This is a genomic window from Mesorhizobium sp. P2_F5 (assembly GCF_056403715.1).
Genome location: NZ_JBFUEY010000048.1, coordinates 1 through 13,364, shown reverse-complemented (window position 1 = coordinate 13,364; position 13,364 = coordinate 1). Strand labels below are relative to the sequence as shown.

The 13,364-nt window shown below is 56.2% G+C and carries 17 protein-coding genes; 4 read left to right on the top strand and 13 right to left on the bottom strand.

Annotated elements, in window-relative coordinates; translation table 11 throughout:
• Positions 1-218: 218 nt before the first annotated feature.
• Together AC1DYO_RS31925 and AC1DYO_RS31920 are read right to left on the bottom strand one after the other, a co-directional pair.
• Positions 219-1,037, bottom strand: a complete 819-nt coding sequence (locus tag AC1DYO_RS31925) for a hypothetical protein (protein ID WP_477268616.1) — start codon at positions 1,035-1,037, stop codon at positions 219-221.
• Positions 980-1,342 carry a sunset domain-containing protein gene (locus AC1DYO_RS31920; protein WP_477268614.1) on the bottom strand — a complete coding sequence of 121 codons (363 nt, stop codon included), beginning with the start codon at positions 1,340-1,342 and terminating at the stop codon, positions 980-982. The genes AC1DYO_RS31925 and AC1DYO_RS31920 overlap by 58 nt, the downstream gene beginning before the upstream one ends.
• Before the next feature lie 165 nt (positions 1,343-1,507).
• On the opposite strand from AC1DYO_RS31920, the gene AC1DYO_RS31915 reads away from it, so the two are divergent.
• The gene (locus tag AC1DYO_RS31915; RefSeq protein ID WP_477268612.1) at positions 1,508-1,915 is read left to right on the top strand and encodes a hypothetical protein; all 408 of its coding nucleotides are present in this window, start codon (positions 1,508-1,510) and stop codon (positions 1,913-1,915) included.
• Between the two features lie 314 nt (positions 1,916-2,229).
• On the opposite strand, the gene AC1DYO_RS31910 is transcribed toward AC1DYO_RS31915, so the two are convergent.
• Complete coding sequence (locus AC1DYO_RS31910) at positions 2,230-2,709, bottom strand: Ros/MucR family transcriptional regulator (protein WP_477268610.1); 480 nt, start codon at positions 2,707-2,709, stop codon at positions 2,230-2,232.
• Positions 2,710-2,876: 167 nt separating this feature from the next.
• On the opposite strand from AC1DYO_RS31910, the gene AC1DYO_RS31905 reads away from it, so the two are divergent.
• Both AC1DYO_RS31905 and AC1DYO_RS31900 read left to right on the top strand, forming a co-directional pair.
• The gene (locus tag AC1DYO_RS31905) at positions 2,877-3,251 is read left to right on the top strand and encodes a DUF6232 family protein (protein WP_477268608.1); all 375 of its coding nucleotides are present in this window, start codon (positions 2,877-2,879) and stop codon (positions 3,249-3,251) included.
• 854 nt (positions 3,252-4,105) lie between these two features.
• Positions 4,106-5,212, top strand: a complete 1,107-nt coding sequence (locus AC1DYO_RS31900; protein ID WP_477268606.1) for a hypothetical protein — start codon at positions 4,106-4,108, stop codon at positions 5,210-5,212.
• Positions 5,213-5,235: 23 nt separating this feature from the next.
• On the opposite strand, the gene AC1DYO_RS31895 is transcribed toward AC1DYO_RS31900, so the two are convergent.
• Positions 5,236-6,321, bottom strand: coding sequence for a hypothetical protein (locus tag AC1DYO_RS31895; RefSeq protein WP_477268604.1), 1,086 nt, complete (start codon positions 6,319-6,321; stop codon positions 5,236-5,238).
• The gene (locus tag AC1DYO_RS31890; protein ID WP_477268602.1) at positions 6,321-6,686 is read right to left on the bottom strand and encodes a hypothetical protein; all 366 of its coding nucleotides are present in this window, start codon (positions 6,684-6,686) and stop codon (positions 6,321-6,323) included. The genes AC1DYO_RS31895 and AC1DYO_RS31890 overlap by 1 nt, the downstream gene beginning before the upstream one ends.
• A gap of 119 nt (positions 6,687-6,805) precedes the next feature.
• Here AC1DYO_RS31890 and AC1DYO_RS31885 point away from each other — a divergent pair, with 119 nt between their 5' ends.
• Positions 6,806-7,024, top strand: a complete 219-nt coding sequence (locus tag AC1DYO_RS31885) for a helix-turn-helix domain-containing protein (RefSeq protein WP_477268600.1) — start codon at positions 6,806-6,808, stop codon at positions 7,022-7,024.
• A 14-nt stretch (positions 7,025-7,038) separates the two neighbouring features.
• Here AC1DYO_RS31885 and AC1DYO_RS31880 read toward each other — a convergent pair whose 3' ends face one another.
• The 8 genes from AC1DYO_RS31880 to AC1DYO_RS31845 form a co-directional block, all read right to left on the bottom strand.
• Positions 7,039-7,293, bottom strand: coding sequence for a DUF3768 domain-containing protein (locus AC1DYO_RS31880; protein ID WP_477268598.1), 255 nt, complete (start codon positions 7,291-7,293; stop codon positions 7,039-7,041).
• Between the two features lie 184 nt (positions 7,294-7,477).
• Positions 7,478-8,092, bottom strand: coding sequence for a hypothetical protein (locus AC1DYO_RS31875; protein ID WP_477268596.1), 615 nt, complete (start codon positions 8,090-8,092; stop codon positions 7,478-7,480).
• Between the two features lie 258 nt (positions 8,093-8,350).
• The gene (locus tag AC1DYO_RS31870) at positions 8,351-9,031 is read right to left on the bottom strand and encodes a hypothetical protein (protein ID WP_477268594.1); all 681 of its coding nucleotides are present in this window, start codon (positions 9,029-9,031) and stop codon (positions 8,351-8,353) included.
• Positions 9,015-9,593, bottom strand: coding sequence for a hypothetical protein (locus tag AC1DYO_RS31865; RefSeq protein ID WP_477268592.1), 579 nt, complete (start codon positions 9,591-9,593; stop codon positions 9,015-9,017). Before AC1DYO_RS31865 ends, AC1DYO_RS31870 begins: the two co-directional genes overlap by 17 nt.
• 335 nt (positions 9,594-9,928) lie before the next feature.
• On the bottom strand, positions 9,929-10,630 hold the full coding sequence (locus tag AC1DYO_RS31860; RefSeq protein ID WP_477268591.1) for a hypothetical protein: 702 nt from the start codon (positions 10,628-10,630) through the stop codon (positions 9,929-9,931).
• A 169-nt stretch (positions 10,631-10,799) separates the two neighbouring features.
• The gene (locus AC1DYO_RS31855) at positions 10,800-11,345 is read right to left on the bottom strand and encodes a hypothetical protein (protein WP_477268589.1); all 546 of its coding nucleotides are present in this window, start codon (positions 11,343-11,345) and stop codon (positions 10,800-10,802) included.
• Positions 11,342-11,590, bottom strand: coding sequence for a helix-turn-helix transcriptional regulator (locus AC1DYO_RS31850; RefSeq protein ID WP_477268587.1), 249 nt, complete (start codon positions 11,588-11,590; stop codon positions 11,342-11,344). The genes AC1DYO_RS31855 and AC1DYO_RS31850 overlap by 4 nt, the downstream gene beginning before the upstream one ends.
• A gap of 308 nt (positions 11,591-11,898) precedes the next feature.
• Positions 11,899-13,185, bottom strand: coding sequence for a tyrosine-type recombinase/integrase (locus tag AC1DYO_RS31845; RefSeq protein WP_477268585.1), 1,287 nt, complete (start codon positions 13,183-13,185; stop codon positions 11,899-11,901).
• Between the last annotated feature and the right edge of the window lie 179 nt (positions 13,186-13,364).

The window sequence follows — 13,364 nt, the reverse complement described above, 5'->3', positions numbered from 1 at the left end:
GAGGCCGGAAACAGCTGCGGCTGATCGATCAGCCAGGGGCGAAACGTCTTGCTCATGCCCCAAAGAATCACGCCGTAATCCAGCTGTCTAGGCGCAGCCCGCCGCCGACCGCTCATTCCACACCCAAATACGGGGACAGGCTCCTAGGGAACCTGCGACACGCAGTAGGCTCGATCTGAATGTTCGGGCGGGCAGTGGGTGCTATCACAGGGCTGGCGCTAACAGCCATCCAGTGCTCGGATTGAAGAAATGAGGTTCTTGCCGCTTCTTCGGACTGTCTGAACGACTGAACGACCAAGACAAGTTTGCGATTTGCGCTCAAACGTATAGCGGGCGAGAAAGCGGCCTTTGGTTTGTGGTTCAAGGCTAACGAGTTGCAACGGCTTGTCGAGATTGCCATAAAATGCGGATATCGCCGCTGCAGACAGCGGTCCCCGATTGCGCTTCTCTGCAATGACATATTGGGCGGCTTGATCACCGTTGCCGTCTGCAAGGGCGTAGTAGAATGCCCTCACCGTGGTAGCTGCAGTTCCGTACTCCTCCGTGATGTCCTCGGTGGGAGAGATCACGACTACACTCGCCAGTAGAGGCGCATGATGGTGGCCCGTGATCGCCGCAGCCTGATCCACCAATTGGACTTCGACGTCCTTTCCGATGAGGGAACGTAGCAATGCCTCGGTAGCGGTTGTAGCGGAGAGTTGCACAGTTGAGACCGGCTCTGCTTCGTTCGCAAACTCGTCACCGGTAAGGCAAATTGGTGTGTCAAGACGGAGTATGTAGGTTGGCTCGGGCTCGTCTCCCTTTGTCACATCTTCGAAATTGGGCGATCCGGGGAATATCCGGTAGGTGAGTTGGCCAAAAAGATGCTCCGGCTGTCCTTTGGATATGTCGAAGCATTGGCTCGCCTTCAGCTGCGTCGACAGGATGGACAACGCGAACACAATCGCGATTAGGGATCCGATCCGTTTGCCTATTGTCTTCATACTTTGGCCTTCCGCCACCCAGCCCACCACGCTTCCCATTGGGAGCAGAACCATCTCTCGCCTCGCGCCGGGTTTATGCGCGTAGCCGAATAATATTCTTGACCCGGCACGTGAAAGATGTGCTCGCCGCGATCATTGATGTTTCCCTTGATGTCACAGCCCACCCTGCGCACGACGACGGAGGTCGTTGTCGTGCCGGGGTAATGAACATTTGGAAGTGAGTGCCCGGCGTCTGTCGCGACATAACCGAGGGACGCCGTGCCAATCAGAGCTAAAGAAATAGGAAGTCGAGCGCGCACAAGCGAAGGCCACCATGACCTTGGTCGCCGGTGAGCCCACGGCTGACTAGACTTCCCCATCCCATCTCTCCCGAGGAGGAGAGTGCGTTGAATTGAGCGAAAAGTCCAGAAACGGGAACTAGAGATCATCCTCTGCACGAGATGTGTACATACCGAGAGGTAGACGAACATGCGTGATCGCTCTAGGAGTTCCCACTCAGTCAAAAAGGGGGGGACAACGTGCCGATGAAGGAACAGGGCGTCGTTGACGCGATTGAGAAATGGCTAAACGCAAACGGCTTCTCGGAGGTGAGCGCCATCAAGGCCGGAGCGCGCGGTTATGACATCGCTGCCAAACGTGTTGAGACCGGCCAACGTTGGCTGATTGAGGCAAAGGGCGGCGCGTACTCGGGTACCGATAGCTCGAACGACGCTTGGTCGAGAACGGGTGCGGCGTTCTTGATGACCGCGGGATGGCGGTTTCAGAAAGACATTCCGGGTGAGCGGTTTGCCATTGGCATCCCATCTTCTCGCTGGTTCGACATACATCTTGGCCGGATATCGCCAGCGCTCGAGTACCTCGGCATTTCAGTATTTCAGGTAGACGACGACGGAAAGGTGAATTTTACAGAGAACCGTCACCGACCCGAGTAGGTGGCCGCTGCGGACAAGCGGCTATTCGGCGCTGTCCTCATCGCTTTCGTCGGCGGGGACTTCATCATCAGGCGCTGCCTGTTGCTCCTCGACGTAAGCCTGACAGCCTTCGTTGAAGATTGGCTGTTGCCGTCGCAGTCGTCGGCGTCCGAGATGTCATTTCGCTCGGCCCAGTCGTATCCGGCTTGGTGCCCGGAACAGTCTGAGGTGCAGTCGTAACCCTCGAAGGTCTGCTGCGCCACGGCAGGACAGGCCATAAGGCTTAACCACACGATAGCGCCAACGGCGGCAGATCTATTCATCGAGGTTCCGGCCTAAGCCGTCTTCCGCCGCGCGGCAGGCTTCTTGGCTTTGGCTGCAGGTTTTTTTGGGGCAGCATTTGCAGCCGCATTTCGGCCGAGGCCTGAGGATTTCGCAAGGGCGGACCGCTGAGCAGCATAGTTTGGTGCCACCATCGGATAGTCTCGAGCCAAGCCCCACTTGGACCTGTATTCCTCCGGCGCCAGCCCATAGTGGACATTCAAGTGGCGCTTGAGGGATTTGAACCTCTTTCCGTCCTCCAAGCAAACAATGTAATCTGGGAACACGGACCTCTTGGGGTTCACCGCGGGAACAAGCTCAGGCTCTGTCGGCTTCGAAGGCAGGCCAATTCCCATCAAGGCAGAGTAGATGCTTGCAATCAGATCTGGAAGGCCGATCGCGGGCAATGGGTTGTTCTGCACGTACGCCGCAACAATCTCTGCAGTTAAACCCAACACACCGGCGTTACGAGTTTCTGCTGCAGCATCCGACATCGTTTCATCTCCCAATTGATTGCGTTTTTCGAATAGTCCGGAAAACCCGTCCGCGCAACTGTGACGGAAACGAGCTCAGCGCTCGCAAACAACAAGTCACAAAACGCTTGGCAAGGAAGTGAGAATGCTCCACCGTCCAAAAGGGCAGAAAAGCTAGGTGGGGAAGCATGGAGAAGGTCAACTTCACAAGTGGAGGCATCCACGTCACGGATGCAACCGCTATCTTCGGGAATGTGACTTATCAAATTTCAAGCATTGGAAGTGTGAGCATTAAGCAGGAGGCCGGAGGTTTCGGTGCTGCTTTAATGTTGGTGGCGATTATCTTTTCCATTTATGTTTGGATGAAAGCTGGCCTTCTGTGGGGGGTCCTCATTTTTTTCGGCTTAGGTTTCGCAACTACGATGCTGCCCTCCAAATCGACGCTGGTCTTGCGCACTTCCAGCGGCGACGTCCATGTGCTGTCGTCACATGACAAAGCGCTCGTTTCGCAAGTCAAAGGAGCTATTGAACAGGCTTTCAAGAACCGAGAAGGCTCGCGATAGCCGGTCCAATTTTCGGTAATGCCAACCTTCCCGTTGTCAACACGTTTCATGTTCGCAGCGACATTTAGGTAACTCCTATGCCTGCATATTCGGGAAAAGCCCAACCCTACTTGAATGCCATTGCTGAGAGCGTGTTTACCTCTCAACACGTCAGAGATTGGTTGATTAGGGGCACGTCGGCGGAACCAACTTACACCGGCAGTTCCGCTCTCGTAGACGAACAGCGCGCTGTGCGTTGGCGAACGCGGCCTACAATACAGCCTTTCTGGGCAAACTACTGGTGCGGTTTAGATAGTCGATGCACTTGTCGAATTCCCGATAGTAAGGGACTCGAGTCGGATGCCATCTTTTTCTTTCGAAATTCTCTAAACCGCATTCTCGCGGTCCATCTAGAGTTCAAGCATTCAGGCGAACGGTTTGGCTACGGCCAACCCGAGGCGTACCCACTTCGCGCCGCCTGTTTCGCCAAGACGTATCAGACGCGTCAAACCCTGAACGCCCATCATGACTGGACAACAGTCATCTTTTGCGGCGCTGAGACCGCATCAGATGCGAGGCTTAGAAACTTCGCACGGGTGATCTACCACGCTGAGGCGACCTCCGTCATCGCTGGTTATCCTAAGGGGAGCCGCTGAGGCCTTGCTCAGCGCATTGAGAAGGGAAATATGGGGAAGCCATTCACACCTAAGGAACTGCGTATTCTATTCTCGTGCGCCGAAGACATATTTAAGTCCAAGTCACTTATAGCTCCTAAATCCATAAGCGAGATACCGCGCGACAGAACTCTCGCTAGGGAGCTTAGGATCAGAAAGAACAAGCATCTATACCTCACTGATTTTGGATTTGAGAAATTCATGCAAATCGTCGAGATGGTGTCTCGGCACGATTATTTCGATGGAAAGGCAGACTATTCGGACATCTGGCGGGCATGGAAAAGCGCCGTGCAGGATTGGCTATCTCAAGCTCTTATGCCTGACAATCCTCAAGAGGTCCTCGATGCCATATCTAATGTGGTCACCGGCGAGATACACGAGCATTTCTTCATCGTTCCAATTTTTGGCATAAAACTGGAATCGGAGGACTCATTCAGTCTCGGCCCGATGAGGGTACTGCGAAGTCCGATTTCTGTCCTGAAATTGGCGAACGTCTCTTACGAGAATCACCCGGATCCTTCTATATTGCAGGCGCGGCCCGGCGCTTTGTGGCTCCATGGTTCAGCTTTCGCGACTGAAAGAGTGGCGCGACGATTGTTCTCAGAGCAGACCGTGTTGGTCGTTGGCCTGATTGCAATCGCTGCCGCTGCTAGATACGAGAATGGCGCTGCAGGGTTTCGCATCGGTACGGGCATGACTCCAGAGGATGCACCGGGTCGCTCAGTTTGGATGTCTTGGAGCCAAGCCGACAGTCACGTTACCACGCATTTTGGATCTCCAAGAGGACAGCCATTTTCGCTAGATACCGAGTTGTCGGACAGGTCTGACGCGATGCGAATGATCGGGCTCGCGGCGACGAACTTACAGAAAGGCAACAAGACAGAGGTCGAGCAAGCAATCGAAAGGGCGATTTACTGGTTCTCAGATGCGCACCGCGACACTCCGCTGACCATGAGAATCGTCAAATATTGGAGCTGCGTCGAAGCCTTTTTCTCTCTTGAAAAAGAGAGGGTGTCTCAATCAGTCTCGTCTGGGCTTGCGAGCATACTGACTTACGGTGGGTTTCGTTTCGTTCATTTTTCTGAATACGGGAAGCTGAAGAAGCAAATCAGCGACATGTACGATCTAAGATCGCTTGCAGTCCATCGCGGCGTCCACCAGCACGTCACTGAAAAAGACGTTGCCCAGTTCAGCCAATGGGTGGCTTGGATGATCATAGAAATTTTGCAATTGAGCCGTTCTGGCTATGCAACACTCAATCACCTGAAAAGAGAAGTCGATCGTCTAGACGCCATTAGCCGCACTTGAGTTCCGAGGGCCCTCGGAGCGTCTCAGTCGAAGTTGGCGTGGGGAACTCGTTCGACTGTCAGCGTCAGATTGTTGTCCATCTGATGTAGCGACGCGGTGAAGCGCTCGGCCGTCGCCTGCCTAACGCCAACGTACTCGGTGTACTTGAACTGGTACGCTCCATCGCCGCGCATTTCCCAATGGCCGGACATGCCATCTTCGAGCCGGTACGTCTCGGCGATTTGTTGCGCGAAATCGTCGATCGACATCCCACCGCCGATATCGAAGTAGCACTGATAGAACCGCAGGCGAGCGGCAACGCCGTCGCGCATTGCGATCTGCCCGCAAGCCTGTTGGCCTTTGATGATGAACAGCATCTGGCCAGTAGGTTCGCCAGAGCTCATGCTCTCGGCAAGAGCGGCAAACGCTTGCAGGTCGGCGCCAGTCCATTTCGAGCTTAAAGCGAACGAACGATCCAACGATTGCGCAAGCTGGGCCTCTGTCATTCCCAACTGGACGCCGCGGAAGGTCGATCCACTCAAAGTGGCGTCCGTGACGGATTCTTCAGCCACGTTTGGGGCAGCTTGTTCGGCATCGTCAGGACTGATTTCTTCGGCAACCTCAGGAACGGCGTCTTCTCGATCGGCTCGCGCAACTCTGGCGGGACACAGCGCCTTGAACGCCTCAATCGCCACATCATAGTTGGCTCTGTAATCAAGCACTTCGTGCGGAACGACGTCTGGTTGAATGATGTAGGAATAATCGCCATCGGCAGCGCGGCCCTTGAATTGGAAGCCGTTGCCCCATGGACTGGTGAACTTTCCTGTAAAACAATTTGCTACGATGCTCGACTGGATCTTGGCCGTGGCCAACTGATCTTGGCTACATGACTCAGCAGTTTCTCCGTTTTGGCTGCTACAGAACCCCTTGGCGTTTGCGCTGGTGTTATCGAGGGTGATTTCGGCGTGGTCCGTATCAAGGCCAGACTGACCCGTGATGACGACTGTCATGGCCGCTTTCGGGCCATAAGGCAGGACGTTGCTTTCGGCGCTGAAGGCACTCGCCGACGACGCCGCAAGGCTAAGAGCTACAGCCGCCATGACGGCCAGTGAACATTGGTGGCCAGTCATTAAGGTTTGTCCCGAACGGGCGAGGCCGAGCCGCTCGCTCTGTGTGTCCGGCGCCGTCGCCATGCGAAGTAGGACATTGCTGCAAGGATGATGTCAGCGAATGCCCAGATCTTCATGTCTGGAAATGAGCTTGCAGCCAAGAAGGCGAGCAAGCTGCCGAGCACGAATACGACGGCTGACACGAGCGGCAGGCCGAATGAAAACGCGCCCCCTACGAAAAACAGAAATCCAACGAGTAAGCCGACCGAGCCTGCACCGGCGAGGTCGTGGTTCGACATCAATCCGCCTCCGGCCGCCACCATGCAAGACTGCAGCAACACGATAAGGCCAAGCATCATTCCGATTATTCCAACTGCGATTTTCATTTCCACCCCCAAGACTTGTCGATCGATCGCCGCGCCACAGACCATGATTGCGATAAATCAATGGCTATGTCGAGTATACTCCGTGGAGAAATACACCGCGAGGACTTGTCATCCGATGGATGGACATACGGCAGGTCTTCGCAATAAATCTTCGGGCAGCCCGGCAGGCGAAAGGCCTGTCGCAGGAGCAGCTTGCGGACGAGGCAGGCATCGACAGGACATATGTCAGCTCGCTTGAACGAGGTGTCTACTATGCCAGCCTCAAGACCATCGAAAAGGTTGCGACAGTGTTGGGTCTTGAGCCAGCCGACTTGATCGCCAAGGATCCGAAAAGCTAAATCTAGCCGAGGCATCAGTATTCCTCCGGCAGCATGACGGTCATGACGCGAATGGTAACGGCCGGGTCGGAGGCATCAGGCGACAGGTTCAAAAGCGCCCGGTCATAGTAGTCTATTTTGAAAAACAGCTGCCGATCGCCGACGTGCAGCAGAGCGCAATCGTGCTGGCCCCATGGATCGTTGTTCTCGTCGAATGCGTCGAAGTTGGCGATGGCCAGAAGAATGGCGCCAAGCTCTTGGGCAGGCAGCGCGGCGACACCGGCGGTCATTACCATGCGCCCGCCAGCGCCGGTCTGGCGCAGTTGATCGTTGAGGGTCCGAATACGCGCCGTTCGATCAGTCGTCGACAGTCGACGGACGCGCTCTGTTGAGCATGTCATGGGGTGGATCCTTCGAATGGATGTTTGATTGAGGGGGTGGGCCGGGACGAACCCGGCCCGTTTGCAAGGCCGCTTACTTCTTCGTCAGCTGGCGGGGGTGGATCAGGCCGAGCTGGTAGTAGCTGCGGTCTACCTGCGGGGCGTCCGGATAGTCCCTGAATTTCAGCGTGAAAATGCCCTTGGCCTTCGCCTTCATGATCCGGGCTTCGAAATATCCCTCGTCGGGACCTTCTGACGCCAGCACCATGTCCCCGACCGCCAGCTTGCCCCACGGGTCGGGCGAACCGCCATCACCCGAACCGCTACCTTGCCCGTCGTCGGCATTGCCCTTCAGCGCCTCAGGCGAGCCCGCTGAAGCGTTTTCAGGGCTGGCGGGGTCATCGGCCTCGGTCGAAGCCCGGCGCGGCTCGTCGGCGACGCCCGCTAGGGTCGCAATGCGGGTATACAGATCGCCCTTGACGAACGGCACGAAGGCTTTGCCGCTGTCGAACAGCTTGCCAGCCGGAAGGCGCATGACGATCTCAGGTGCTTCACCGGGCTCAACGCGATGCGAGTGCATTCCCATCAGCCGCGCTGCGCTTTCCGCCGCCTCGACTTCGGGCAGCAAGAAGACCGAGGCGTGGGGTTTGCGGCTATCATCCCTGCCAAAGACGATCAGGGAGCGGGTGGTTTCGGAGGCGACATTCATTCCCCGGCCTCCAGATATGACAAAGGGGCCAGATGGCCCCTTGCGGTGTGATTCAAGTGGTGCCGACATGGCGTGTCGGGTCGATCTGTCAAAGGCATGTTAGTGCTCCTGTTAGGGTCTGGCCTAACCGCGTCAGCGACGCAGCTCGCCGCATAACATACTATCAGGAAAATATTCCTATGTCAACAATTCTCGGTTTGCTAGGCCCGACGGCCGTCCTAACGGGGCCGCGAAATTGGTCCCGTCAGGACCGAGCGTTTAAAAATCGAACTGGGCACCGAAACGCTTAAAGACGTTCCCGAAATCATGTTCGTGCGGGAGGCTGTCCGCGCTGCCGGTGAAGGGCTCGACGAGGAGATCGTGGCCGAGGTCCACCGTCACCTTGCACATGAAGCGCTTTTCAAACTTGCGGGAGCTGCGAACCCAGAGGCGGTTGCCTACATAGCTGGGCAGCAGCCCACGGTCGCAACCCAGCGCCGAAGTGGCAGCATCGACAACGTCCATCTTCTCTACCCGGTCGTATGTCGCGGTAATGCCAGCGATCCTCTTGAGGAACGTGACGCTTTGACGGGTCATCTCAATGGGGGAGCTATCCTGCACGACTTCCTGAATCGAGTCGTCGAGCACCCGAAACATACACCGGCCAACGAGAGGCTCGATGCAGGGGGCATCAATGGTCGCATCCAGCCGCAGGAAGATATCATCGAGCAAAGAATCAAACGCTCGAGGCAGGCTGAATTCTCGATTGCCTGACCTCAGCAAGCCGGTCAACAATTCTCGCAGGTCAGCGCAGGTGGAAACTTCGCGGGAACTACGCATATTCTCATCTCCTATGATCAATCCACGTCGGTGTGGACGCAGCGCTTTACCGGGCGATTTTTGTTGCTCTGCTCCTTCCTGATCGGAGGGCGACGGAGGCGGCTTAAACAGCTTGGGCATCACCATCTCTCATTGGCTTCGTTCTAACGGGAACCTCTGATGTGCTGCGGGGCAGGATGAAAATTTCATCGTAGCCGATGCGCGGGCTCTTACTGCCCTTGAGGGCGTAGTCCGTAACGAAGACCCCATGATGGGTGATCGAGTCGGCTTGGATGCGAAACAGGGGCTTGTCATTGCTGGTGTACTGGTTCTGATGTTCGTAGAAATGATCGTCCAATGTCCCCTTCATCCTCGACCACGGCGGCACCACGGCGATGGCATGGACGTGCCGTCCATTGTTCACCACGGCGTCTCGGAAGCTATGTTTCTCGGTCTTGGCGATAGGGAAATCCGGGCAACAAACCCACAGCGGAAGCAGGTCCGGCGGAATATTGCGAGGCTTGCGCTCGATGCGGGTGAGCACCTTCGCGTAGACGCGCTCGAGCTCGTCACGCATCTTCCACGCAACGTTGCTCGCCGAACCTCGGAGATGGTTGAACGTGAAAGTTAGGAAGGTCGGTCGCCAGCCTTGCCGGACCCGTTCTCTGAACATGTAGCCGTACCCGGCGATAAGATATTCCATATCATGGCTCAAAACCATCTTCGAACCTCTTCGAGTTGAGTGTGACGGGTGTCGTTGTGTGATGATTGGTGCAGTGATCAGCTTTGCTGCGAGTGCACCATGGTTTCGTACGATTTCAGGCACAGGTACCCATATGCAGGCTCCTAGAAACCGGCATCTGGCCTTGTGAAGAGCAGCACTTCCTGCGCGGCGAATCCGACACCTTTCATGCTGCTCGATTGTTTGAAATTGGCTTCCGGGTCGTGGATGCCTTGGGCCTTTACGCACCGTTTTCCGTGCTACGGCCTCCGGTTCGCTGTGAGGTCTTCCCGTTCGACCAGAGTTGATCATGCCTGTCAGCGCTCTTTGCCCTTTACTCTCGCGAACTTTTCGATGCGCATCTTGAGCGGAACGCCAAGTTCGTCGATGAAGCCCACAAGGCCGACCCTGCATGGCGTCTGAAGGCGGGTAAGCCAATCGATGTTCTGGCCGAAATCGGCCTCCATCATGCAGATGGATGCCTCCGACTTCGACTTGCCCTTTGGCGCGACCTTCGCCGAAGTCTGTCCGTTGCGCTTGGGGCGGTTGATGCCGCGATAGCCGCCGCGCTTCTCCAAAATTGCAGCCATGCGATGAGGCTTAACCCCCTCAGCCAGCAGGACCTTCACGGCTCGCCAACGATCACTCGCCTGCTTGGACTGTAATTCAGAGGAGCCTCGATAGCGACGCAGCATGTACCGGATCGCTTCTGGTCGGTCCTCCGGTTTTGGCCTGCCTTTCTTCACTTCAACCGTCCAGAAAGGCAGGGTGATGAATTCCGGCCAAGCCTCTTCGTCTTGGGCGAGTTCCTGCCCTTTGCGGACGATTTCAGCTACCGCTTCATAGTCCAGACTGACGGCCGCTTCTTCCGCTCCTGCAATCATCTCCCCTTGCTGCGCGGCAAATTTTTCAAATTCCTTCGCCCTTAAGAGAGCGGCTTCATTCTTCGGGCCGACCGAAGAATCGCCCTTCGATTTAGCTGCCTTTCTTCTCAAGACAGCATGGTCCTTTTTCCTCACGTCAACACCTCCACCCGATTCGGCTGATCGCGCCGGACCAACCGATGGAGGAGAAAGCGCAACGACCCTTGAAGTCGCCGCGTACCGTGATGCGAACGTTTCGGGGACTCGGATAAACGGGGTGCTCGCGGCTTCGAGCCCCGGGGAGAAGTTCCGAAGGATGCCGAATTCATTTCGCACCCCTGTTTGCTCTGCCCGCGCGCCGCTTAGACACCCCTTTGGCGCGGAGCGGATCTTCAATAGTTACGCTGACCCTCGCGCCGTACTTCTCTTCAAATTTGGTTTCGCTGGCGATAAGGATGACATCCGACGGATTCCCAGTTGGATCGACAATTCTGTTGAACGCGAGGGTGCCCTCTGCTCCCAAAGCGACAAGAGCAATATGCGCCAACTGAGTGGTCGGTAGAGGCCGTTTCCATTCGTCAGCGACGCCATACACGATCGCATAGAATTCGAGGAGAGCCCGCCCGCAATGAACCAAATTGCCCTCTTCGCAGCAAATGGATCGCATCAATGTGATGTTTGATTCGAACGGCGGCTGGTAAGGGTCGTGGATCCGAACCCCGGCCACCATTCGGTCAACGTCGCTGAAGACCGACTCGAATATGAATACCTCTGGCCGCGATTCCCGAAGGCGGTCCATCAGGAAATCCATCAGACCAGACTTCGTCTTGATTAGGTCGAGTTCTATTTTCTTTGGAAACGGGATGATCATCGCACCACCTCCAAGGATATGGAGGTAGACGTGCGAGTCCTCGACTGTACGAATATCACGAGTTCAGCCGTAGAATAGACAACACGCGAACCAAGTTTAACGTACTTCGGGCCGAAGCCGCTTACCCGCCAGTTGGCCAAGGTTTTGGCGCTAATTCCCAAAACGTTCGCAACATCGGCCGGAGTGAGGAAGACCTCGAGGCTCGGTTCCAGCACTTTGGCATCTAAATTTTTAAGTTTCGACATCCTGTTTTCCCTTGCTCACGGCAAGTCAGGATGTGATCGACGCCTCTTTGGAAGCCCCGCAATATCCTGATCTCACCGATCGGTGAAATTTATTTGCGGCCGAGAGCAAACATTCGAAGGACGCGTTGCAACGCGTCTACGATGCTATTTTCTCGAGCCTGTCAGGATTTGTGAGGAACTACGCAAGCTGCCATGTAGCAGCTCCGTACCAGCACACTGGATCAAAAATGTTTGACGGTCAAGTGCCAAGTCGATGCTCCCAAACAGGCGCATCTCGGCTATTTAACAAGTTAAGCAAGTCCAAAGGGCTACGCTTCTGGTGCCACGGCAGCAGGAGTAGCTGTGTCAACTCCGAGCGCGCGGACACCCGAAAGGGCCGCATAGATATCGACGCTCACTGCTTCCGCAGCTGACGCCAACGCTTTGTCCGGCAAATGCACGTACCGTGAGGTGACTCCTCTGCCTTTGTGCCCGAGCAATCCCGCTATCGTGCCATCCGAGTACCCCAGTGCAGAAGCGAATGAAGCGAACGTATGACGCAGACTATGCGGCGTCGCGTTTGCAACTTGAGCAGCTTCAAAAATTCGCCGAGCTTCCTTGCCGATACCTTGGTAGGCAGCGTTCCCCTTTGAGCCGGGGAACACAAACGACTTACCTGCCACGCGCCGCTGGCCCTTGAAGACAGCCAGTGCAGCCCCGCCGATTGGCCGGAGGCTCTTGCCCGTCTTTGTGTCGGCCAGTCTTAGGCAACTAAGAGAGATGTCAAGCTCGGCCCAGCGAAGCCCTGCAATCTCTCCGATGCGACATCCGGTGAGACAAAGCAGCTTAATGATGGAGAGAGCGTAGGGATGGATTCCTTTGTCTTGCGCATCCCTGCCTCTAGTCAGCACCGTGCCGAGCCGACCAAGCTCCGTCGGGTCAAGAAACCGCTGTTTTGCCTCGCTTCGAAAACGCCGGACTTTGTGCACTGGGTTGCGGTCGATGAAACCTTCGTCCACAGCCCACGTCATGATGCCAGACAACAAGTCCGCGACACGAGCCGCCGTGGCCGCGCCTCCCGTTACATTGGCTCTGCCTCGCGCCTTGGTCTTAATGCGCGCTTTCGTCTTTCCGACTGTAATGTCCTCGATCAAACGTTTGACAGCCCGGCCGTCGATAGCCGTCACTGCCATGGTTCCAATCAGAGGCTTGATGTGGCGCTCAATCCGGCCTCTATCGATTGACAGGGTCGATTGCTTCTTCGGCCGATTAAAGCGCGTTAGGATCGCCCCGGCCTCAGCAATTTCCATGTACCGATCGCAGAGATCGCCCATGGTTGGCGGCTTGGGGCGATCCCTATCGGCGGCCGGATCTTCACCCGCCGCCACTAAACCGAGAAACCGCTTGGCCTCATTCCGTGCTTGATCAACCGTCCAAGGAGATCCATAGCGGCCTATCGTAAGCCACCTTTGCTTGCCGCTCTGGCTGTACTTCAAGCAGAACGTGGGGTGCTTGCGCTGCCGTCTAACCCCGAAGCCCGCAACTGACCCGCGCCCAGAATCCCAAAGTGTGGAATCGGCAGGCATCTCGTCAATGTCAGTTTTGGTAAGAGGCACTGATCACCGCCCTAGCTACAGCCTAGCAACAGCTAGGAGCCTGTCCCCGTATTTGGGTGTGGAATGAGCGGTCGGCGGCGGGCTGCGCCTAGACAGCTGGATTACGGCGTGATTCTTTGGGGCATGAGCAAGACGTTTCGCCCCTGGCTGATCGATCAGCCGCAGCTGTTTCCGGCCTC

Coding starts and splice junctions, on each gene's coding strand:
- AC1DYO_RS31925 (WP_477268616.1), bottom strand. CDS start 1,037: ATGGTTCTGCTCCCAATGGGAAGCGTGGTGGGCTGGGTGGCGGAAGGC.
- AC1DYO_RS31920 (WP_477268614.1), bottom strand. CDS start 1,342: ATGGGGAAGTCTAGTCAGCCGTGGGCTCACCGGCGACCAAGGTCATGG.
- AC1DYO_RS31915 (WP_477268612.1), top strand. CDS start 1,508: ATGAAGGAACAGGGCGTCGTTGACGCGATTGAGAAATGGCTAAACGCA.
- AC1DYO_RS31910 (WP_477268610.1), bottom strand. CDS start 2,709: ATGTCGGATGCTGCAGCAGAAACTCGTAACGCCGGTGTGTTGGGTTTA.
- AC1DYO_RS31905 (WP_477268608.1), top strand. CDS start 2,877: ATGGAGAAGGTCAACTTCACAAGTGGAGGCATCCACGTCACGGATGCA.
- AC1DYO_RS31900 (WP_477268606.1), top strand. CDS start 4,106: ATGCAAATCGTCGAGATGGTGTCTCGGCACGATTATTTCGATGGAAAG.
- AC1DYO_RS31895 (WP_477268604.1), bottom strand. CDS start 6,321: ATGACTGGCCACCAATGTTCACTGGCCGTCATGGCGGCTGTAGCTCTT.
- AC1DYO_RS31890 (WP_477268602.1), bottom strand. CDS start 6,686: ATGAAAATCGCAGTTGGAATAATCGGAATGATGCTTGGCCTTATCGTG.
- AC1DYO_RS31885 (WP_477268600.1), top strand. CDS start 6,806: ATGGACATACGGCAGGTCTTCGCAATAAATCTTCGGGCAGCCCGGCAG.
- AC1DYO_RS31880 (WP_477268598.1), bottom strand. CDS start 7,293: ATGACCGCCGGTGTCGCCGCGCTGCCTGCCCAAGAGCTTGGCGCCATT.
- AC1DYO_RS31875 (WP_477268596.1), bottom strand. CDS start 8,092: ATGAATGTCGCCTCCGAAACCACCCGCTCCCTGATCGTCTTTGGCAGG.
- AC1DYO_RS31870 (WP_477268594.1), bottom strand. CDS start 9,031: ATGCCCAAGCTGTTTAAGCCGCCTCCGTCGCCCTCCGATCAGGAAGGA.
- AC1DYO_RS31865 (WP_477268592.1), bottom strand. CDS start 9,593: ATGGAATATCTTATCGCCGGGTACGGCTACATGTTCAGAGAACGGGTC.
- AC1DYO_RS31855 (WP_477268589.1), bottom strand. CDS start 11,345: ATGATCATCCCGTTTCCAAAGAAAATAGAACTCGACCTAATCAAGACG.
- AC1DYO_RS31850 (WP_477268587.1), bottom strand. CDS start 11,590: ATGTCGAAACTTAAAAATTTAGATGCCAAAGTGCTGGAACCGAGCCTC.